Genomic DNA, 21,390 nt, shown 5'->3' on the forward strand with positions numbered 1-21,390 from the left:
TGTTCTGACGCAATTCCGGACGGAAAACCGCTCACACTTTTCCTGGAATTGCTGTAGCCGGAAAAGCCATGACCAGCACGCCACCCCTAGAGAAAATCCAGCCGCAGCTCCGGGCCGTCCGGCCAAGCGATGCCGAGGCGCTTTGCGCTATCTTCAATATGCCGGGCTTCCGCTGGGGCACGCTCAGGATGCCGTTCGAGATGGTGGAGCAGGTGGAGCGGCGCATCGCCAAGTCCGGCCCGGAAACCACCTGGATCGTTGCCGAGTTGGACGGCAAGGTTGTCGGCCACGGCAGCCTGGTCGCGCAGGGTTCGCCGCGCCGCTCGCATATCGGCGAGATCAATATCGGCCTTGACGATGGTTTTGTCGGCAGAGGCATCGGCTCTGCCATCCTAGGCGCGCTGCTTGACGTGGCCGACAACTGGCGCGCCCTGAAGCGGGTCGAATTGAGCGTCTATGCCGACAACGAACCGGCCATCCGTCTCTACACAAGCCACGGCTTCGAGGTCGAAGGCCGGCATGTGAAGGCCGGTTTTACCGACGGGCAATACCACGACCTCCTGAGCATGGCCCGGCTGCGGTTCTGATGACCACCGTCCCTGCCCTTGCCCCTCCGGTGGACATTTTGGCCGTGCTGTCGCTGCTCTGCCCGGAGGTCGTGCGTGACATCGAGCAGAACTGGAATGCACCGGTTTCCGATTATGCCCGCCATCTGTGGCGGCCGGTGGCAAGGCCTGGATCGGCCCCGTCGATTGCTGCCCGCTCGATCCTGCGCGACGTCCTGCAGCAGCGCCTCGGTGCGATCATGCAGCCCGAAGCGATCGACAAGGCCCTCGACGAATTCGACCACAGACCGGTTATCCAGTCCGGCCTGCACTGCCTGCTTCTGATGGATCGCATCACCTTCGATGCCCTGCTGCTTGCCTGGCTCGGCGCGGTCGAAAACGGGCTGTCGGCTTTTTTCGGCTTCATGGGAACGACGATGACCATGGAGACAACCGGCCGGGAGGGGCCGGGATGGCTCGATGTCGGCGACGACAAGGTCAATTTGTTTGGCATGGGGCGCCACAAACTGTGCCGCAAAAGCGCCTGCGCGGCCGGTCCCGTCACCCTCAACGGGCGCGCGCTCGAAACGGTGGGCAATGAAACGGATGCCAGAAGCTGGCTGGGCACGCTGCTTGCCAGCCAGGACAAGGTGTTTGCAACAGCCGCCGATGCGCTGACAGAACTCAACGAGCATCTGGTCGCCGATTGGGATCGTTCCGGCATGGCCCGGCCGGTTTTCATCGATGATAGGCTGGCCGCGACTGTCGTGGCGCGGCATCTGGAAGATGAAGGCAGTCTTCTTTCCAGGCTGCTCCTCGAGCCCGCAAGGCGCCGGCGTCTCGACCATGCCTTGCAAGAAGCCGCATCGGGCCCATTTGGCAGGTTCCTGCCCAATGCCACGGCCTATTTCTGGGGCATCCGCGAGCAGCGCGTGCGCAAGCTCGTCCTCGAGAACGGGCGGCTGATCGAGCCTGACAGGCCGCATGGTCTTTCCATCCCGTTCGAGCGGCCGCATCTCCAGCAGGCACTGCTGGACGGCATGCTTTTGCCGGACTTGTTCCTGATGTTCCTTGCCCTTGCCATATTGCCGCGCGTGCGGGTTGTGGGCGGCCTGAGACAGATTGGCTATGTCGCGCTTTTTCACTCGATCCTGCTGGCTGCGCTTGATGAAAACGCGCCAGAAGAGCGCGATCTGGCCGCCGAGCTGCAGGTTCGGGAAAATGCCTGGGGCATGCGGGTCATCAATGAACAAATCTCGGTCCGCGAGCAGCTTGCCGGACTGCCGGAAGGGGCGCTGTTCCCGGACCTGCTGCGGCAATACCGGTTGCGGACATTTGCCGAGACGACCGATGACCTGAAACCGGTTCGCGAAAACGCCCGATGGCGCAAGATCGGCCGGGCCTCAGGCCTCTGATCCGGCCGGGCTTTAGCCCGTCATTGCACCACGCCGGCCTTGCGGAGCCCCCCGACCATGAGTTCGAAATCGGCAGGGTTCTTGTAAGGCAAGACTTTGCGACGGTGTTCCAGCGAATAGGCGGGATTGACGCGAAGCAGGTCCTGCCATGCCGCATGGGCCTGCTCCAAACGGCCCAGATGGCCGTAGCATGCCGCCAGAAGCGCACGCGAGACGTCGGTGACAGCGTTGCGAGCCAGCCGTTGCAGCAGGAGGTCGACGGCCTCTTCGTACCTTCCCAGTTGAAACGATGCCAAAGCCTGGAAGTGCAGAAGCACATCCGGAAAGTATGGATTCAAGGTCTTTCCCCGGGCGAAACTCTCTAGCGCCTCCGCGGGTCTACCCGAATAATACAGCGCCTCGCCGCGGGCGACGTGCGCTTCGGCGAAGTTCGGATTGAGGGCTATCGCGCGCTCGACCTCGCCGATGGCCTCATCGTGCCGCCGTGTGTAAAGCTTGGCCGATGCCAGCGCCCAGTGCGCCCAGGGATCGCTGTCATCCAGCGTTACCGCTCGCGTTGCTGCCTCTTCCGCTTGCGCCATCGAGTCCGACGCACCCCACCTGTTGAGGTAATCGAGCCCGTACGTGAGGGCTAGGAAAGCGTGGGCAGAGGCAAATTTCGGGTCCAGTTCGATGGCCCGCTGCAAGAGCTCGCGGGCCGCGACGTTCGTGTCCTTCGTCAGCCGGTGCCACAGCTCTCGGCCCCGCAGGAAACAGTCATACGCCTCCGGGTTGCGCTGGTGTTCGGGCGCCAGCCGCAGACGGTCATCCTCGGTCAGATTGAGCGCCAGCGCACCGACGATGTGCTGCGTCACGTCATCCTGCACGGCGAATATGTCGGTCAGATCGCGATCGAACCGCTCCGCCCAAAGATGGCCGTCTGAGATTGCATCGATGAGCTGCGCGGTGATGCGTACCTTGTTCCCCGACTTGCGTACGCTTCCTTCAAGGACATAGCGCACGCCGAGCTTCGTGCCGACATCCTGCACATGGACGTTCTGGCCCTTGAAGATGAACGACGAATTGCGAGCGATGACGAAGAGCTGTGACAGTTTGGACAGCGCCGTGATGATGTCTTCGGAGATGCCGTCGGCGAAGTAGTCCTGTTCGGCATCACCGCTCATATTGGCGAACGGCAGCACGGCGATCGACAGTTTCGGCGGCGCTGCCGCAGCCGGAGGGCTCGTCGGGGTTTGCGAGGTCGCGGCCACCTTGGCCCCGGCGCCGACTTGCAGCGAATACACTCGGATCGGCTCGGCGATGTTCTTGAGCTGTGTGCTGCCGAGATCGCTGACCGAGAGGTCAAGCCTGGCCTTGACCTGGCGATAGGCATCCTCGGACAGGCAGATGGCGCCGGGCGCCGCAACGCCCTCCAGACGCGAGGCGATGTTGACGCCGTCACCCATCAGGTCGCCATCGCTCTCTTCGACCACGTCGCCCAGATGGATGCCTATCCTGAACTCGATGCGGCGCTCCTGCGGTACGCCGGCATTGCGCTCAACCATACCGTTTTGAATCTCAACGGCGCAGCGCACGGCATCGACCACACTGCGAAACTCAACCAGTGCCCCATCTCCGGTACGCTTGATAACCCGCCCGTGGTGCACTGCAATGATCGGATCGATCAGGTCGCTGCGCAGTGCCCGCAACCGCGCCAAGGTACGATCTTCGTCCGCGCTCGCGAGCCGGCTGTATCCGACCACATCTGCAGCCAGGATTGCGGCCAGCTTACGGTTCTCGCTCATGGGTCGCCTCCTCATCTCCATCATAGCAGGAAGACGGCGGGACGAGGGAATTTTCGCAAATCACGGCCACGCGGCCGCCCGTATCGGCAGTGCTCCACCGCCGAACCCAGACCGATGCCCATTTGCGCTGCCGCTTGCCGGTTGACGACTATCGGTTCATCCTTGTGAATACCCCGGCCGTGACGAGCGTGGCGAGATCACGCGTCATGGCCCAAGGTCAAAGAGATAGAGCATGATGTCGTCCGAAAACCGCTTCACACTCTTCGGCATCATGCTCTGGTGAGGTGTCCATGAACTGCTCGGGCTGCGGTTTCGAGATCGAGGGCGGTTACGCCTTCTGTCCGAAGTGTGGCCGCCGCCAGCCCGTGCCATGCGCCAGTTGCGGCTACGCCTGCGCACCTGATTTCGAATTCTGTCCTAAATGTGGGGCAAGCGTCGGTGCGTCCGCAAAAGCTGCCGAACGGCCTGCTCCGACACCAAGCCGCACCATTGCGCAGCCCTCTCGAGCTCCGTCGCCGAACATCGAAAGCGAAGAGGGGCCGCATTCCGTCTCCGACGCCGATCGACGAACGGTAACGGTGCTGTTCGCCGATCTCTGCGGCTTCACGACACTCAGCGAGCAGCTCGACCCCGAGGTCATGCAGGCGCTGCAGAACGAACTGTTCAAGGAATTGACGGCGGCCGTGCAAGGCTTTGGTGGTTTCGTCGACAAATTCATCGGCGACGCTCTGCTCGCCTTGTTCGGTGCGCCGGTCGCGCATGAGGACGATCCGGAACGTGCGCTTCGAGCCGCTCTCGACATGATCGCCCGGACGGCGCGGCTCGGTGAAAGCACCCGCCACTCCGGCTCGCCGCTGCTGCTCCACATAGGCATAAACACGGGTCCGGTCGTTACTGGCGGATTGGGCATCGGCACCGCCAAATCTTATTCGGTGACCGGCGACACGGTGAATACGGCGCAACGCCTGCAATCGCTGGCTGCACCGGGTGAGGTGCTGGTGGGCGAACTCACGCACAGGCTGACCCGGCATGCCTTCTCGTACGAGTCGCTGGGCGATGTCGTGTTTCGCGGCAAGGCTGGCAGTGTGCTCGTCCACCGACTGGATGCACCGCTTGCGGCGCCGCGTGCAGCGCGCGGGCTCGAGGCGCTCGGCCTCAGTGCGCCCATAATAGGTCGTGATGCGGAGCTCAACAGAATGCTGGCGAGCCTTGACTTGGCGTGCGGCGGCTCGGCCCAGCTTGTCCGCATCGTCGGCGAAGCCGGTATCGGGAAGTCGCGGTTGGTGAAGGAGTTCGTCGCCCGCGTCGGCGACGAGGATCGTTTTCGCAACGTCGCCGTGCGGCAGGCCACGTGCTCACCGCTGGGTGAACAATCATTTGGCGCCCTGGGTGCAGTGGTGCGCAGCGCTGCCGGGATGATGCAAAACGACAATGGGGACGAAATGCGGGGCAAGCTCGCAGCCTTGCTTGCCGATCTCGGCCTGCAGGGCGAGGAGGCGAAGCGGCTGATGCCTTTGCTCTACCATGTGCTTGGCCTCGGCGACCCCGATGCCACCTTGCAGCATGTCGAGCCCGAGCAGCTGCGGCGGCAAATTCTCTACGCGGTCCGCACAATCATGGAATGGCGGCTTGTGTTGTCGCCGCTGTTGATTGTCGTCGAAGACCTGCACTGGGCCGACTCCGTCTCGCTCGAGGCACTGCGTTTCGTGATGGACAGACTGGAACGCACGCGGCTGATGTTGCTGGTCACGCATCGTCCGGCGTCGGACAACGACCAACTCGACTCAAGTCGGGTCAGCCACACAGCGCTCAGGCTTTCGCCGCTCGACAGCGATGACGGACGCCGCCTGGTGGCGGCGCTTTTCGGCGAGAACTGGGTAAACGCCGCAGGAGGGCTTCTCGACCAGATCCTCGAGCGCGCGGGCGGCAACCCGCTTTTCTTGGAGGAGATCGTTCGCGGCCTTATCGATCGCGGTGTATTGGTGCGCGAGGGCCAGCAATGGCGGACCGTGGCAGGCGAAGTCGCAACCGGCATCCCCGCCACGATCCAGGCAATGTTGCTTGCTCGCGTCGACCGGCTGCCGCAAGGGGTGCGCCGGTTGGCCCAGGAAGCCGCGGTAATCGGCCCGCGCTTCGATGCCACGCTTCTGAAAGCCGTGGCAGCCGACCCCGGCCGACTGGAAGCGGGCTGCGAACTGCTTTGCGATGCGGAAATCATCGAGGAAGTTGCCGGATCAGGCTCGGTCTCGTCGCAAAGCTACCGCTTTACACAAACATTGCTGCAGGACGTGATCTACCAGAATCTGCTCCTGCAACGCCGGACCGACATCCACGGCCGGGTAGGTGCCGCCCTGGAGCAACTGTGCGGCGACAAGCCGGAACGGTTCGAGGATCTGGCCGTGCTCGGTCACCATTTCGCTCAGAGCGCCGAGCGGGAGAGGGGCGCGCATTACCTGCAGGCGGCGGGAGATCGCGCTCGCATGATATACGCCAATGACGACGCCCTTCGTTTCTACGAGCGAGCACTGACTGCGTTGGGCGCGATCGGGCAAACACCGCTCAAACTGGCAATTGCAGAGCGCATTGCCGATTTGAGCGGCCCGGCAGGCCGCCGCGAGATTGCACACCGCCACTACGAGGCGGTGCTGCAGGCCTATCGCGAGTCAGCCGATCGTGTCGCGGCGGCGCGCGTTTTGCGCAAGATCGGTCGGCTGTTTTGGGACGTGGGCAAGCGGGACGACGCGGAATCGCGCTACGCTGAAGCGGCAGCGCTCCTCGATGGAGCGGATGCCCCGATCGAGCAGGCGCATCTCTGGCAAGAACGTGGCCGACAGGCGTTCCGCAGCGGAGATCACACTCTCGCGGCAAAATGGGCAGACGCGGCGCTGGATTGCGTACGCTCTCTGACAACGGAACATGTCTCCGATGATGCCACCCTCGTGACCGCCGAGGCACTTAATACCAAGGCTGTTGCGCTGGCTCGCCTTGGGCGAAACCATGAAGCCGTGCGTGAGGTTGAGCGCAGCATTGAATTGGCCGAAGCCGCCGGTCTGCTGGGCGCGGCCTGCCGCGGCTACACCAATCTCGGCGTGCTCTACACGACCATCGATCCGGCAAAGGCGATGGAGGTCTGTCGGCGCGGTCTTGAAGTGGCGCGCCGCATTGGTGATCTGGGTTTCCAGGCGCGCCTCCTCGCCAATCTGGCGGTGGCTTGTTGTACTTTCACGGATCGCTGTCCAACGGAGGGCGTGCCTGCTGCCGAGAAGGCCATCGAGATTGACCGGGCGCTCGACCAGCGCGAGCACCTGCCAGTGCCGTTGATCGTGCTTGGGCAGATCCACCAGTGCAACGGCCATCCGGAACTGGCGGTTGGCTTGTTCCACGAAGCACTGGACGTAGCCCGCGAAACGGGCGAGCCCCAACTGCTGTTTCCGTGCTATGATGGACTCGCAACGCTTAATCTCGACCTCGACAATCTGGCCGAGGCCGAACGCTACTTTTCCCTGGCGCAGGGTATATGCGCCCAGCACGGGCTCGACCCGGAAGCGCTTGTGGTGCTGCCTTTTCTCGACTAGCCGGGATAGGGGGTTGGACATGTCCGCGCCTAGTGGATTGATACCGCTTCAACCGGGCGACCGGGCGCCGAACCTGATACTCGACGCCATTACCCAGGAAGGCAAGATTGCGCTTGACGACTTTCGCGGGCAAAAACCGGTGCTGGTCGGCCTGTTTCGAGGTCTGCATTGTGCGTTTTGCCGGCGCCACATCGCCGCCCAGGCGCGGCTCGATCCAGAGCTGCGCGAAAAGGGCGTGGAGAGCCTGACGGTGGTCAACACGCCGATCGAACGGGCGCGTCTCTATTTCCGCTACCATCCGATGCCGAATCTGCTCGCTGCCTCCGACCCGGAACGCGCTTCACACCGTGCTTTTGGGCTTCCCAATCTCGAATTCACCCAAAACGAGACGAACTGGCCGTACAAGGTATCGATGGCAGCGGCACAGGATATGCGGGTCGACATACCCGGCGAATTGCCCGGTCCCATGGATCCTATGACGGCCAGCGCAATCCTTGACAAGAAGGACCACTACGAACTGACCGAAGCCGACGAGCAGATGATCGCAACGGGACACGGACAACTGATCGGTCAGTTCCTGCTGGACCGGCAGGGAATCGTCCGCTGGAGTTTCACGGAGGTTCCAGAGGGTGGGCGATACATGTTTGGGGCGCCAAACCCGAAGGAACTGATGTCAGCCGTGTCGCAAGTCGCCCAATAATGAACTGACACGTTCACCGTTCATTCGAGCACGGCCTCGACAGTGGCAATAAAGTCATCGAGCGAGCGGTCGCCGCGAATCTCGATGCGCGGAAGGTCGATGAGATCGCTATCGAGGTCCGCCGGCCCGTGCCTGCGGCCGAAGCCTACTCGATAGCCGCACTCCCTGGCCAGCCGGCCAAGCCGTCGGTCGGTGACGGAGAAGGGTGCCGCGAACGCCCTGGTTGGCCGGCCGGTCCAGCGTTCGATGAACAGACGAGAGCGCAGGAGCTCGGCGGCCAGGTCAGCGCTCGACAGACCATCGATGGCGCGATGCGTCGCCATGTGGCTGCCGAAGAAGGCGCCTTCGGCAGCGAGGCGTCGCACCGTCCCGGCGCCCATAAGCGGCGTCGGCGGACCGATGTCGGTGTCCCACTGTGCACTTTCGCCCACCAGGTCCGTCACCAGGAACACCTCCGCGGTCAGGTCGTTGGCGCGCAAGATCGGCCAGGCATGGTCGGCGAAGTTCTGGAAGCCGTCATCGAAGGTGATGAGCACCGGGCGGCCAACGAAAGGCTGACGGTTGGCGATGAATGCTTCCAGCTGCTCGGAGCCAATGGCGTGAAAGCCATTGGCGCGCACCCATGCCATCTGGCTGGCGAATGCGGCGGGCGTGAGCCGAAAACGAGCGAGCGCGGCCGGACCTTCATCGGCAACGCCGTGATACATGAGGACAGGGATATGCCGGCGCTGCTCGTTACGTGCGACGTCGCGGCGCAAGGCTCGCGCCCCACCCCAGACGATATTTCGCGCGACACCGATTTCGATGGGCGCGCGGATCGGCACATGATCGATCACCGTGTCCGTCGCCACCTCGTCCGGCGACAGGCGGCGGAAGCGGTCTATCCGGTAGAGCTCGGTCTGGATCGATTGCTCGAGCACGAGGCCTTCGGTCGCTGCCAGCGTCTCGGAGATCGCCTGGGCACCGAATGTGTTCCAGTCGAAGCCCGTCTTTTCGACATTGTCACGCAGCACGAATGCGTGTGCGCTGATGAAACTACCGCCAGGCGCCAACGCCTCGGCAAATTTCTTGGCGATGCGCCGCAACTCGGCGAGATCGTCCAGATAGTAGAGCACCTCCGAACAGACGATCAGATCCATCTCACCCGGCAGCGTGTCGGCAGCGAAATCGAGTACGCCGAACTCGACATTCGCCTGATTGTTGCATCGGGCGCGGGCTCGCTCGATGGCTATAGCGGAGATGTCGGTTGCGGTCAGATGGCCCACGCGCGGCGCCAGCTGCCGCGTGAAATGGCCCTCCGCACAGGCCAATTCAAGCGCCCGGCCGATGGGACCGGCAGGCAGGATCTCGATCTGCCGCTCATATTTTTCCTGCTCATAGAGCGAGCTGTAGTTCCAGGGATCCTCGGTCGCGAAATAGCTGTTCCAGAACGCCGTGCGATCCTTGTCGTGCTTGTCCGCGACCCGTGCGCGGCGCGGCGTAACAGGCTCTGACGGTTCAGCGTTCGACCGAACCAGGTCATGCGCCTGTGCGGCCAATTGCGCGAGTTTGCCGAAGTGGCTGTCCTGATCGGGCTCGCTTCCCGCCATGGCAAACGATACCTCGGCTGCAGGCGTGTTTGACGTGGTCGCGCCGGCGCCCTTTTGCGGTGCAGGCGATCCTCCCGCAAGCCGCTCAGCAGGCACTACATCCAGGATCAATTCAATCCAATGATCGCTCGTCACCGTCCCGAGTGCACCGAACTGCACTACAGCCTCGATCCGGCCATCCAGCATCAGATGGGCATAGATCTGATCGATGCCTTCCGGCAGTTCGGTCGCGGTCGGATTGCGAGCGTCGACGCGAATTCCGAGCGTTCGCGCCAGCCTGCGCGGCGTGGCAAGATCGTCGGGTTCGAGAAGCATTTGCTCAAGCTGGTACTGGACGCGGCGAGCCGCTGCGGGATTGTCCCAGATCTTGCCGAGTTCGATGATCAACGCGGTGGTTGCGCTGCCGAACCTCGCCCATCCGGCAGCCAATTGCGCCGGCACCGACAGGCTTCCTGCCATGAGGCCATCGAAGATTACCTTGGCAATCTCATGCGCCCACTTGCGTCCCGCCGGGAGTGCGCGCAGGGGCTGCGGGTCGATCAAGCGCGAGCCTGAGCCGCATTCGGACGCGGCGTTCCGCAACGCCAGCCAAGCAAGCGCTTCGGATGCGGTGCCGCCTTTCGCCGAAATTGAACCCGAGGGATTGTGCGCCACGCCGTCTTACCTGCGCCTGGTTCTGAGGGAGAACAAGTGTCCCGCAACGCGCTTACATCGCCGGTCTGGAAAAAGCAAAAGGCGCCCCGAAAGGCGCCTCTTCATCGCTTGATTCCCCTCGAGGAAACTGGAGCGGGTGAAGCGATTCGAACGCTCGACCCCAACCTTGGCAAGGTTGTGCTCTACCCCTGAGCTACACCCGCTCACACGGCCCTCGGGGCCGCAAGCCGGGCCTATATGGCTGAAGAGCGCGGCGATTGCAACAGGGAAATGACGGGCTTTTTGGTCGCGGCAAATCGTCTGGCCACAGCATCCGGGCCGGGCATGGTGGTTCATGGACCTCGCGCATGACGGTCTTGTCTCGGTGGCATCATTGGCCGTAAACGGCTTTGCCCGAAGGCCAGACAGACAGCGAAGACCAACTGGGGAAGATCATGCCGAAGACCGAAGCCGAGCTTTTCGCCTTTCTTGCCGATCTCGGCATATCAGTGTCGACCGTGCGCCATCCGCCGCTCTATACGGTGGCCGATTCGCAGTCGCTGCGCGGCGAGATACCGGGCGGGCACACGAAAAATCTGTTTCTCAAGGACAAGAAGGACAATTTCTTCCTGGTCAGCGTCGGCGAGGAGGCGGTCGTCGACCTGAAGCAGATTCACACGATCATCGGCGCCGCCGGCCGGGTGTCGTTCGGCAAGCCGGAGATGCTGATGGAACTGCTCGGCGTCATCCCGGGCGCCGTCACCGTGTTCGGGCTGATCAACGACACCGAAAGACGGGTCAAGGTGGCGCTCGACCAGGATTTGATGGCACATGCGACAGTCAACGCGCATCCGCTGACCAATGAGGCGACGACGTCAATCGCGTCCGCGGACCTCATCAGATTCGTCGAGGCAACCGGACATGATGCTGCTATCTTGAAAGTCTCGGCTTGATCGCCACATGGATGGCGAAAACTGACCTCTAGTTAAGGACGTCGCGCTGCTCCGCTGGGCGCGACCGGAAGGGCGACGACATGAGCGACAACAACAATCCGTTTGGCGGCCAATTCGGCGGCAATTCGGGCCAATACACCACTTCCGCGCAATATGGCGGCGCCGAGCCGGCCAAGTCGGCACTTGGCTCGACACCCGGCGCAGCACCTGCCGCTGGCGAGCTGATCAAGGACACCACGACCGCCACTTTCGCCGCCGACGTTATCCAGGATTCGCGCAAACAGCCGGTACTGGTCGATTTCTGGGCGCCGTGGTGCGGGCCCTGCAAGCAGCTCACGCCGCTTCTGGAAAAGGCGATCAAGGCCGCCGGCGGCAAGGTCAAGCTGGTCAAGATGAACATTGACGATCATCCCTCGATCGCCGGCCAGCTCGGCATCCAATCGATCCCGGCGGTCATCGCCTTCAAGGACGGCCAGCCTGTCGACGGCTTCATGGGCGCCATCCCCGAGAGCCAGATTGCCGAGTTCATCACCAAGGTCGGCGGCAAGGGCAATGGCGCGCCGCCGGTGGCCGAAGCACTGGCCGCGGCGGCGGAAGCGCATGCGGCGGGCGATGCGCAGACCGCAGCCGACATTTACGACGCCATCCTGGCGCAAGCGCCGGAGACGATCGAGGCGATTGCCGGGCTGGGCGAGCTTCTGTTCGAGGCCGGCGACAGCGACGGCGCCGAGGCGCTGCTGGCAACGGCGCCGGAGGCCAAGAAAAATGCGCCGGCACTTGCCGCGCTGCGTGCCAAGATGACGCTGGCTGCAGAAGCGGCAGCACTTGGCAATCCAGCTGAATTCGAGCAGCGACTGGCCGCCAATCCCGGCGACCACCAGGCGCGTTTCGACCTCGCCATGATCCAGAACGCCAGGGGCGAGCGCCATGCGGCGGCCGACAATCTTCTGGCGATTATAAAAGCCGACCGGACGTGGAACGAGGACGGCGCCAGGGCGCAGCTGCTGAAACTGTTCGAGGCCTGGGGCATGACCGACGAGGCGACGCTGGCGGCACGGCGCAAATTGTCGTCGCTGCTGTTTTCCTGAGCCGTTTGCCGGCCAAATTGCCGGGGCGTGGCTGTCGGGCCTTGCGGTCGGCGGCCGCCGCGCCAGATTAGGCCGATAACATCGCGCCCGAAGCGGGTCGGAGGAGTGAAGGTGCAGGTCGGAAACGCATTTTACCGGGTCGGCAAGGATCTGCCGGCAACCATTCCGGTGTTTCCGCTTGCCGGCGCGCTGCTGCTGCCGGGCGGGCGCATGCCGCTCAACATTTTCGAGCCGCGCTATCTGCAGATGGTGGATGAGGCGATCGTCGGCGCGCGGCTGATCGGCATCGTCCAGCCCAGCCTCAATGGCGCGTTGCGCGCCGACGGCGAGCCGGAACTGTGCAATGTCGGCTGCGCCGGGCGCATCATCTCGATGGCCGAGAGCGGCGACGGCCGCTATCTGATTTCGCTGCAGGGCGTCTGCCGTTTCCGCATCACCAGCGAATTGCCGGTGAAGACGCCGTTCCGGCAATGCAAGCTGGCGCCGTTCCTCACCGATCTCGCCGAAGACCAGGCGGCAAGCGAGATCGACCGGCCGGCGCTGTTGAAAGCGTTTCGCGCCTATCTGCAGGCCAACGATCTCGAAGCCGATTGGGAAAGCGTCAGCCGCGCCGAGAACACCATGCTGGTCAATGCGCTGTCGATGATGGCGCCCTACGGACCGGCCGAGAAACAGGCGCTGCTGGAGGCGCCCGACCTGAAAGCCCGCGCGGAGACGCTGATCGCGATCACCGAAATGGCGCTGGCGCGCGAGAATGAGGACTTTGGCTCCAGCCTGCAATAGGGCTGAGCCGATGGCTGAAGGGGGATCCAATGGCTGCGGATGGGCGTGACGGCAAGTCGGTCAATGTCGATCCAAAATTGCTGGAGCTGCTGGCCTGCCCGCTGACCAAGGGGCCGCTGGCCTGGGACCCGGTGCGCGGCGAGTTGATCTCGCGGCTTGCCAAGCTCGCTTATCCCGTGCGCGACGGCATCCCGATCATGCTGCCCTCGGAGGCGCGGACTATTTCGGCGGAAGACGTGCTGTCGCCGCCGCGATTGGGTGGGCCGGGCTGAAGGGCCAGGGGTGGTTCAAACGGACCTCAGCCTAAGAAGCCATTCTGTTGGCGATCCTTCGCGCCCCCCTCTGCCCTTGCCGGCATTAATGTCATGGGCTCCCGACCGCCCTGCACTTGCCTACTGAAAATTCCGCCCCTTGGGCATGACCCTTTCAGCTTTGTCCGAGAGGGTGGCAATGTCGGGCCGGGCAGCCGGCGTCATCTCTTCCAGCAGCACCGTCAGCCACGGCGTCAAATCCTCGATCTTTTCGGCGACGATGTGGATGACGTCGGATTCCGACTGCAGCTTGCCGGTGACCTTGACGAAGCGCGCGCCCATGACGATGGGCCGGAAACGGGTAAAGGTCCGCTCCCAGAAAATGACGTTGGCGACGGCCTTGTCGTCTTCCAGCGTCAGGAAGATCGCATTGCCCTTGCCGGGCCGCTGCCGCACCAGCACCAGGCCGGCGACCGAGACCCGCCTGCCGTCGCGCACCGAGCCGAGATTGGCATTGGGAATGACGCCGGCGCGGTCGAGCCGCTCGCGCAGGAAGGCGACCGGATGCGCCTTCAGCGACAGGCCGAGCGCGCGGTAGTCGTGGATGACGTGCTCGCCGAGCGGCATTGTCGGCAGTTTTGTCTCGGGCTCGAGTTCGCGCAACCGGATCGCCGGCTGGTCGAACAGCGGCAGCCGTTCGGCGGCGCTCTTGCCATCCAGCGCGCGCACCGCCCACAAGGCTTCACGACGATCGAGGCCGAGCGAGCGGAAGGCGTCAGCCTGCGCCAGTCTTTCGATTTCGCCGACATCGAGGCCCGAGCGCAGCCACACATCCCTGACGCTTGTATAGCCGGCGCCGCGCCGCGCGGTGAAAGCTTCCATACGCTTCTCGGCCAAGCCCTTGATCTGACGGAAGCCAAGCCGGACGGCGTACCGGGTCTTGATGACACCGCGCATTTCGGCATGGCGCCCCAGGATGCGGCCCGGATCGAATTGGGCTTTCTCCAGGGTGCAGTCCCAGTCGGAAAAATTGACGTCGACGTCGCGGATATCGACGCCATGGTCGCGCGCGTCGCGCACCAGCTGGGCCGGCTGGTAAAACCCCATCGGCTGCGAATTCAGGATCGCGGCGCAGAACACGTCGGGATAAAAGGTCTTGAACCAGCAGGAGGCATAGACGAGCAAAGCGAAGGAGGCGGCGTGGCTTTCGGGAAAGCCGTATTCGCCGAAGCCTTCGATCTGCTTGAAGCAGCGCTCGGCGAAGTCCTTGGTGTATCCCTTGCCGACCATGCCGTCGATCATGCGCTGGCGGTAATTGCCGATGGTGCCGGTGCGCTTGAAGGTGGCCATGGCGCGGCGTAGTTCGTCGGCTTCGCCGGGTTTGAAACCACCGGCGACGATTGCAATATTCATCGCCTGTTCCTGAAACAGCGGCACGCCGAGTGTCTTCTTGAGAATAGCCTCCAGCTCTGGCTTTTGATATTCAGCCGCTTCCTTGCCCTGCCGACGGCGCAGATAGGGGTGCACCATGTCGCCCTGGATCGGGCCGGGCCGCACGATCGCCACCTCGATGACCAAGTCGTAGAATTCGCGCGGGCGTAGACGCGGCAGCATCGACATCTGCGCGCGCGATTCGATCTGGAAGACGCCGAGCGTGTCGGCGCGGCAGATCATGTCGTACACGTCGTTCTCTTCCGGCGGCAGGGTGGCCAGCACATAGGGTCGGCCGTAATCATCCCGGGCCTTCGGATAATGGTCGGTGAGCAAGGTGAAGGCGCGCTTCAGGCAGGTCAGCATGCCAAGCGCTAGAATATCCACCTTCAGGATCTTCACCGCGTCGAGATCGTCCTTATCCCACTCGACCATCTTGCGCGCCTCCATCGCCGTCTTGACGATGGGGACGATCTCGTCGAGCCGGTCGCGGGTAATGACGAAGCCGCCGACATGCTGCGACAGATGCCGGGGAAAGCCCATGATCTCGTTGGCGTGGGCGATCACGTGACGGGTCGAGGTCTCGTTGCGGTCGAGGCCGCCGGCATGCGCCTCCTTCTCGCCGAGCTCCGAGGTCGACCAGCCCCAGATCGAACTGGAGAGCGCAATGCGGACATCGTCCGACAGGCCCATGGCCTTGGCCACCTCGCGCAGCGCCGAGCGGCCGCGATAGCTGATGACGGCGGCCGCCAGCGCGGTGCGCTTGGCGCTGTATTTGGAGTAGATGTACTGGATCACCTCCTCGCGCCGCTCATGCTCGAAATCGACGTCGATGTCGGGCGGCTCGTTGCGCTCCTCGGAAATGAAGCGCTCGAACAACGTGTCGATGCGCTCGGGGCCGACCTCGGTGATGCCGATGCAGTAGCAGACGATCGAGTTGGCGGCCGAGCCTCTGCCCTGGCACAGAATGCCCTCATTGCGGGCGAACTGGACGATGTCGTAAACGGTCAGGAAATAGCGCGCATAATTCAGACGCTCGATCAGAGCGAGCTCCTCACTGATGCGCTGCAAGACGGAAGCGGGGACGCCCGCCGGATAGCGCGTGGCGGCCCCCTCCCTGGCCAGACGCTCTAGCTCGGCCTGCGGCCCAAGCCCTGATTGCGTCGGCTCGTCGGGATAATTGTACTGGAGGTCGCTGAGCGAGAAGGTCAGTTCGCCGGCAAAGCGCAGCGTCTCGGCCAGCGCCCGTGGATGGCGGCGGAAGAGACGGGCCATTTCCAGCGGCGGCTTCAGATGGCGCTCGGCGTTGGCCGTCAGCTCCAGCCCGACCTCGGCGACCGGCAAATTGAGGCGGATGGCGGTGAGCACATCTTGCAGCGAGCGGCGCTCGGCGCTGTGATAAAGCACGTCGTTGGTCGCCATCAGCGGCACGCCGGCGATGTCCGCCATGCCCGCCGCCTGCTCGATGCGGAAACGGTCATTGCCGCGATAATCCGGCGCCATGCCTAGCCGCAAATTAGCGCCGAAACGGTCTTTCAGTTGACGGACCAATGCCAGGGGATCGTCGGCATTCGCCGAGAGATCCGGCAGCACCGCCAGCGACAGCAGGTCGCCCCATTCGAGCAGGTCGCTGCGCTGGAGAAGGGTCGCGCCCTTCTCGTTTTCATCGCGCAAATTGGCTTGCGTCAGCATGCGGCAGAGATGGCCCCAGCCCTTGCGGTTCTGCGGATAGGCGAGAATGTCCGGCGTGCCGTCGCCGAACACCAGGCGGCAACCGGGGTGATAGGCGAGCTTCTCGACCTTGGCCTGCTGCCAGGCGCGCACGACGCCGGCCACCGTGTTGCGGTCTGCCAGTCCGATCGAGGAAAAGCCGAGGAATTTGGCCGCCACCACCAGCTCCTCCGGCTTGGAGGCGCCGCGCAGGAAGGAGAAGTTCGACTGGATGCCGAATTCCGCATAGGGGATGACGGTCAGCGCATTCATGCGAAGACCCCATGCATGAACCAGCGCGGCGGCAGCTGCGGGTTGCCATAGAGGCCTTGCCGGTAGAGCCAGTAGCGGCGGCCTTCGGCATCCTCGATCCGGAAATAGTCACGCGTCGATGTGACCGGATCGCTTGACGTTTCACGCCACCATTCCGGTGCGATGCGCTCCGGCCCTTCGGCACGCGCGACCCGGTAGAGCGCGCGGCGCCAGCGGAAATTCATCGGCGGCCCCTCCGGCATTTCGGTGGCCGGCACCTCGATCGGCTCGGGCGAACGGAACAGCCGGATCGGCCGTTCCGGCGGGAAGATGGTTGCGCGCGGCGCGTCTTTCGAGCCGGGCTTCCTGGGCGGTGTTTTGCGTTGTGGCGCTTCCGAGAACGGGATGGTGGCGACGGCGCGCTCCGGCAGATGGCTCTCGAGGGCGACCGGCTTCAGCACCGCACTGTCCCCGAGCCTGGCGCGGATGCGGTCGGCAAAGAGTGCCATGTCGGCGTCGTCATCCTCGGCCTCGCCGGTCAAATCGGCTTGCTGCATGTCGAAGTCGGCGGCCGCCAGCACCGAAAGCCGAACCAGGTCGAAGCCGTAGCCGGCATCGATGTCCTGTTCGAGCGCGGCCAGCCGCTCATGGAACAGGCGCTGGATCAGCTTCGGTTCGCGCAGCGGACGCGAGGTGCCGACAGCGATGCGGCTGACGGCGCCGTCGACGCGAAACAACAGCAGCGCCAGCATCCTTGCGCCTTCGCCGCGGCGTTCGAGATCGGCCTTCAGCGTCACCGCCAGCAAGAGCACCAGCCGTTCGATCTCGGCGGTCAGCACGACCGGCTCGGCCAGGTGGCGTTCGACTGAAAGGGGCGCCACCGGCAGGCGCGGCGATACCGCCTCGTCGAGGCGGCCGAGCGCCTGGTCAAGACGCAACAGCAAGGTCGCGCCGAAACGGCGGGCGAGCGGCGCGCGCGGCGCTGCCATGACCGCGCCGGCGGTGCGCAGACCGACGCTTTCCAGGCTGGCGCGGATATCGGCCTCGATGCGCAGTGCGGCCAGCGGCAAGGGGGCGAGCAGCGCTTCTTCCTCGCCGGAGACAACGATGCGGTCGCCGCAAAAGCGCGCTGCCGCCCAGGCTGCACCCGGCGTCGCGGCCAACCCGGCGCGGACATCGAAACCCTGCTGGAAAAACCGCGCAAGGATGTCGTCCAGCATGGCGCGCTCGCCGCCGAACAGGTGGGTACAGCCGGTGACGTCGAGATAAAGCCCGTCGACGCCGTCAAGCGCCACCAGCGGCGTATAGCGGTCGCACCAGTCGGCGAGGCCTTCGAGCAGCCGGCGGTCGGCCTCCGGATCGGCCTCGACAATGTCGATCGAGGGATGCATGGCACGGGCGTCGGCAATGCCCATGCCAGGCTTCAGATGCAGCGCCTCAGCCCGCTCGTCGAGGGCCGATATGCGCTGGGCGTTGCGGTCGCGATGGCTGATCACGAGCGGTGGGTGAGATGGCGGCAGATGATCCGAAGGCCGGGAACGCCACGACCGTCCCAGGCGCTGGCGCAGGATCCGTTCGGCCGCCAGATGCGGGAACCACAGCGACAGAATTCTCTGCCCGTTTTTCGCGGGGCTTTCTTTCTTCGAATGCGTGTTCATCGGGGTTCCACTCCAGTGTGAATTGTCCAGGCAGAGCGGTGCGGCTCTTGCCGATGCTGACGGTGAAGGCAGGCCGGCCGATCGAGCCGGCGAGCGACCCGGCGATCGTCCGGCGGCTCGCCGCTGGTGCAGCCGACACGATGAGGCGCACCGGGGCGGCGGTCGGCTCGGCTTCGCCGGCCTGGCGCAGCAGGAACACCGGCCGGCCGGCGTTTTGGGCGCGCGCGTGCAGCCGGCGCGTCGCGGTGAGGTCGAGCCGCTGCGGGCTGCCACGGATTTCGAGGATGATTGCGGCGAGCGCCGTCATCTTCGCGGCCTCCTCGGCTACCCACAGCGCATCGGTGAGTTTCGGCGCCTCGGAAAACAGCAATTGCTCCGGTGCGAGACCGAACATGCCCTGCAATCCCCTGGCATAGGGAAAGCCGGCCTCGCGAAAAATCTCTGATGTGCCGATCCACAGCACGGGCAAGGGCTGGCCCTTGAGGATCAGGCTGACAAGCGACAGCACAAAACCGGCGACGGCCCCGGCATTGCGGGTCTCAAGGCCATGGATTTCGCTCAAGGCGGCTTTCGGAAGGCCGCCGCTCAGCGCCGCATCGAGGCGCTCGACGCCGGTGGCCAGGAAAGCATCCGGCGAAGCCACGGCAAGCCCGCGCCGGATGATGGTGACATCGGCATCGGGTTCAGGCGCGGCGTCGAGACCGCCGCCAGGACCCGCGCGCAGCCCCTCGCCAGCCGGCGCGGCCAGGCGCTCGGGCAGCGTTCCCTCGATCTTCGCGATCTGGCGGCGCAGGGCAAAAACAGTCTCCCGCGCCACGGCTGATGTCGCCATGACGGTCAATTTCTCTCACAATTGTTCCTGTTATGTTCCTATAGATTCCAGAGGGTGCCGGAAGAGTCAAGCGGAGTCAGAAGGAATTTATTCCTTGATCAAAGGTAGCGAGCCAACCTTAGGCTTTGGTCGCAGTCATTCGGTGCAAAGAAACAGTCATTGGCCAGGTACCCGTCCATTTGCCGAGTCCGGAGGGAAAGCCTATATGCCGGGATCAAAGGACAAAGCATGGCCCGCATCTACAAGACCCGCACCTGGCACGACGAACTCTCGCCCTCGATCGAGGAGATGGAGTTTCTGGCGCTGGAGGCTTACGCGCATCTGCCCGACGATTTCCGCAAGCTGACCGGCGAGATCGTCATCATGATCGCCGAATTCCCGACCGACGAGATCATGGACGATCTGTCGCTGGAGACACCGTTTGATCTGCTTGGCCTGTTCGAGGGCCGCGGCATCGCCGAGCGCTGGAACCCGCAGACCGGCGAAGGCCCGAACCGCATCACCCTCTACCGCCGCGCCATCCTCGACTATTGGGCCGAAAACGAAGAGACGCTGGGCGACATCGTCACCCACGTGCTGATCCACGAGATCGGCCACCATTTCGGCCTGTCGGATGATGATATGGAGAAAATCGAAGAGGCGGCGGAGTGAGGCTGCGCCGATATTCAGGTGAAGCCGGCCTGCGAACGGCAGCTTCCTGCGCTTCCGGTGCTCGCGTACTTTAAGTACGCTCCGCTCCGGTTCTCGGAAACACTGTTCTCGGCTCGGCCTGACCTGAATCTCGACACAGCCTGCGTCCGTGCCTGGCAAAGCCTACCAGTCGCTCAGCTTGGTATCCGGCCCGTATTCCTGGCCGTCGATATCCTTCACCACCGCCTGGCCGCAGCGCATCGATTTGGTCTTCTTGTCGTAGGCGTAGGTCGGCGAGCCGTACAGGTGCCAGCCCTTGTTCAGCGCCGCGGTCACCTTGTGGCAGAAGGTTGAATCGTCGGGGGCGGACAAAAAGCGGTAAAGTCTCATGGATCAGATCCTGTCGTGAGTTCGTCTTTTCGGGGCGGATCATGCGCCGATGGCGGCGGCCTTCGCCAGCAATTTCTCGGCCTGCGCCAGGTGCAGCCGCTCGACCATCCTGCCGTTCAAAGCAATCACGCCCTTGCCGGCATTTTCCGGCAAGGCGAAGGCATCCTTCACCGCGCGCGCCTGGGCCAAGGCTTCGGGCGCGGGCGCAAAGGCTCGGTTGGCGGTTTCGATCTGGGCGGGGTGGATCAGCGTCTTGCCATCGAACCCCATGGCAGCGGCTTCCGTGCATTCGCGCGCAAACGCGTCGAGGTCGCGAAAATCGTTGGAGACGCCGTCGAGCATGTCGATGCCGCCGGCCCGCGCCGCCAGCACCATCTGCATCAGCCAAGGCACGAGGTAGCGCCGATCAGGCGTCGCCAGAATGCCGGTTTCCTTGACCAGATCGTTCGTTCCGGCCACGAAACAAGCTAGGCGCGAGGCCGGGTCGCGGCCGAGTTCGGCAATGGCGCCGATGTTGAGCATGGCCTTGGGCGTCTCGATCATCGCCCAGAGCTTGACGCTGTCGGGGGCAAAATTGTCGTCGAGCACGTCGCCGACTTCGAGGATATCGCGCGGCGTGGCGACCTTGGACAACAGGATGCCGTCGGGCTCGAATTTCGCCGCGGTCAGCAGGTCATCGTTGCCCCATTCGCTGGACAGCGCGTTGACGCGCACGATCATCTCGCAGCGGCGTTTCGGTCGGCTGGCGAAAATGCCGGCCAGTTTGTCCCGCGCGGCGATCTTGTCGGCGGGCGCGACGGCGTCTTCGAGGTCGATGATCACGGCATCGCAGGCCAGCGTCGCGATCTTGGCCAGCGCCTTGTCGTTGGAGGCGGGGACGTAAAGCACCGAGCGGCGCGGGCGGTAAGGTTCGCTTGTCATGGCCGATCTATGCCGCGTGGGGGCGGGTGAGGCAAGCGTCCGACCGGTACCTGATGACGAGCCAACTGCGAAAGCTTGCGCTGCCCCGCCCGTCCCGCAGCAGTTGCGGAAGGGGGGCCTTTCCTCTCCCCCGTCGATCGGGGGAGAGGTGTCGAGCGAAGCTCGACGGAGTGGGGGTCGGCCCGTGGGCGTAAAGCGCGCAATTCGCTCAGTGCCCGTCCGATGGGCGGTAGCGGCGCCTGCCAGGGGG

The 21,390-nt window shown here is 64.0% G+C and carries 16 protein-coding genes and 1 tRNA gene; 9 read left to right on the plus strand and 8 right to left on the minus strand.

What is annotated here, in order from left to right:
- Positions 1 to 68: 68 nt before the first annotated feature.
- Together NKH38_RS28095 and NKH38_RS28100 are read left to right on the plus strand one after the other, a co-directional pair.
- Entirely contained in the window at positions 69 to 587 is a 519-nt protein-coding gene (locus NKH38_RS28095) for a GNAT family N-acetyltransferase (RefSeq protein WP_023698122.1), read from the plus strand.
- Positions 587 to 1,960 carry a hypothetical protein gene (locus tag NKH38_RS28100; protein WP_352764753.1) on the plus strand — a complete coding sequence of 458 codons (1,374 nt, stop codon included), beginning with the start codon at positions 587 to 589 and terminating at the stop codon, positions 1,958 to 1,960. Before NKH38_RS28095 ends, NKH38_RS28100 begins: the two co-directional genes overlap by 1 nt.
- Before the next feature lie 20 nt (positions 1,961 to 1,980).
- Here NKH38_RS28100 and NKH38_RS28105 read toward each other — a convergent pair whose 3' ends face one another.
- A complete protein-coding gene (locus NKH38_RS28105; protein ID WP_352764756.1) occupies positions 1,981 to 3,744 on the minus strand; it encodes an adenylate/guanylate cyclase domain-containing protein in 1,764 nt (587 codons plus the stop codon).
- Positions 3,745 to 4,034: 290 nt separating this feature from the next.
- Between NKH38_RS28105 and NKH38_RS28110 the strand changes: the two genes are divergently transcribed.
- Together NKH38_RS28110 and NKH38_RS28115 are read left to right on the plus strand one after the other, a co-directional pair.
- Positions 4,035 to 7,319, plus strand: a complete 3,285-nt coding sequence (locus NKH38_RS28110; protein WP_023730291.1) for an adenylate/guanylate cyclase domain-containing protein — start codon at positions 4,035 to 4,037, stop codon at positions 7,317 to 7,319.
- Between the two features lie 19 nt (positions 7,320 to 7,338).
- Entirely contained in the window at positions 7,339 to 8,019 is a 681-nt protein-coding gene (locus NKH38_RS28115; protein ID WP_023730290.1) for a redoxin domain-containing protein, read from the plus strand.
- Between the two features lie 20 nt (positions 8,020 to 8,039).
- Here NKH38_RS28115 and NKH38_RS28120 read toward each other — a convergent pair whose 3' ends face one another.
- Positions 8,040 to 10,262: an SAM-dependent methyltransferase gene (locus NKH38_RS28120; protein WP_352764760.1), complete on the minus strand. Its 2,223-nt coding sequence runs from the start codon at positions 10,260 to 10,262 to the stop codon at positions 8,040 to 8,042.
- A gap of 128 nt (positions 10,263 to 10,390) precedes the next feature.
- A tRNA-Gly gene (locus tag NKH38_RS28125) sits at positions 10,391 to 10,465 on the minus strand.
- 231 nt (positions 10,466 to 10,696) lie between these two features.
- On the opposite strand from NKH38_RS28125, the gene NKH38_RS28130 reads away from it, so the two are divergent.
- The 4 genes from NKH38_RS28130 (at position 10,697) to NKH38_RS28145 (ending at position 13,337) form a co-directional block, all read left to right on the plus strand.
- Positions 10,697 to 11,194 (plus strand): prolyl-tRNA synthetase associated domain-containing protein, encoded by a 498-nt coding sequence (locus NKH38_RS28130; RefSeq protein WP_023730288.1) that lies wholly within the window; start codon positions 10,697 to 10,699, stop codon positions 11,192 to 11,194.
- Positions 11,195 to 11,274: 80 nt separating this feature from the next.
- Positions 11,275 to 12,282, plus strand: a complete 1,008-nt coding sequence (gene trxA / locus NKH38_RS28135) for a thioredoxin (protein WP_023730287.1) — start codon at positions 11,275 to 11,277, stop codon at positions 12,280 to 12,282.
- A gap of 111 nt (positions 12,283 to 12,393) precedes the next feature.
- Positions 12,394 to 13,065, plus strand: coding sequence for an LON peptidase substrate-binding domain-containing protein (locus tag NKH38_RS28140; RefSeq protein ID WP_023730286.1), 672 nt, complete (start codon positions 12,394 to 12,396; stop codon positions 13,063 to 13,065).
- Between the two features lie 29 nt (positions 13,066 to 13,094).
- A complete protein-coding gene (locus NKH38_RS28145; RefSeq protein WP_023672122.1) occupies positions 13,095 to 13,337 on the plus strand; it encodes a Trm112 family protein in 243 nt (80 codons plus the stop codon).
- 120 nt (positions 13,338 to 13,457) lie between these two features.
- On the opposite strand, the gene NKH38_RS28150 is transcribed toward NKH38_RS28145, so the two are convergent.
- From NKH38_RS28150 to NKH38_RS28160, 3 genes are read right to left on the minus strand one after another with little or no spacing between them, the layout of a single operon-like run.
- On the minus strand, positions 13,458 to 16,730 hold the full coding sequence (locus NKH38_RS28150; RefSeq protein WP_352764764.1) for an error-prone DNA polymerase: 3,273 nt from the start codon (positions 16,728 to 16,730) through the stop codon (positions 13,458 to 13,460).
- Entirely contained in the window at positions 16,727 to 18,205 is a 1,479-nt protein-coding gene (locus tag NKH38_RS28155; protein ID WP_023730284.1) for a DUF6504 family protein, read from the minus strand. The genes NKH38_RS28150 and NKH38_RS28155 overlap by 4 nt, the downstream gene beginning before the upstream one ends.
- Positions 18,147 to 19,199, minus strand: coding sequence for an ImuA family protein (locus NKH38_RS28160; RefSeq protein ID WP_023730283.1), 1,053 nt, complete (start codon positions 19,197 to 19,199; stop codon positions 18,147 to 18,149). Before NKH38_RS28160 ends, NKH38_RS28155 begins: the two co-directional genes overlap by 59 nt.
- A 228-nt stretch (positions 19,200 to 19,427) precedes the next feature.
- On the opposite strand from NKH38_RS28160, the gene NKH38_RS28165 reads away from it, so the two are divergent.
- Complete coding sequence (locus tag NKH38_RS28165) at positions 19,428 to 19,850, plus strand: metallopeptidase family protein (RefSeq protein ID WP_023702572.1); 423 nt, start codon at positions 19,428 to 19,430, stop codon at positions 19,848 to 19,850.
- 162 nt (positions 19,851 to 20,012) lie between these two features.
- Here the strand turns inward: NKH38_RS28165 and NKH38_RS28170 are convergent, their stop codons facing one another.
- Together NKH38_RS28170 and NKH38_RS28175 are read right to left on the minus strand one after the other, a co-directional pair.
- Complete coding sequence (locus NKH38_RS28170; RefSeq protein ID WP_023673921.1) at positions 20,013 to 20,219, minus strand: DUF1737 domain-containing protein; 207 nt, start codon at positions 20,217 to 20,219, stop codon at positions 20,013 to 20,015.
- 39 nt (positions 20,220 to 20,258) lie between these two features.
- A complete protein-coding gene (locus NKH38_RS28175) occupies positions 20,259 to 21,140 on the minus strand; it encodes an HpcH/HpaI aldolase/citrate lyase family protein (protein WP_023730282.1) in 882 nt (293 codons plus the stop codon).
- Positions 21,141 to 21,390: the final 250 nt, after the last annotated feature.

It is taken from the genome of Mesorhizobium sp. M1078 (assembly GCF_040318615.1).
GTDB lineage: Bacteria > Pseudomonadota > Alphaproteobacteria > Rhizobiales > Rhizobiaceae > Mesorhizobium.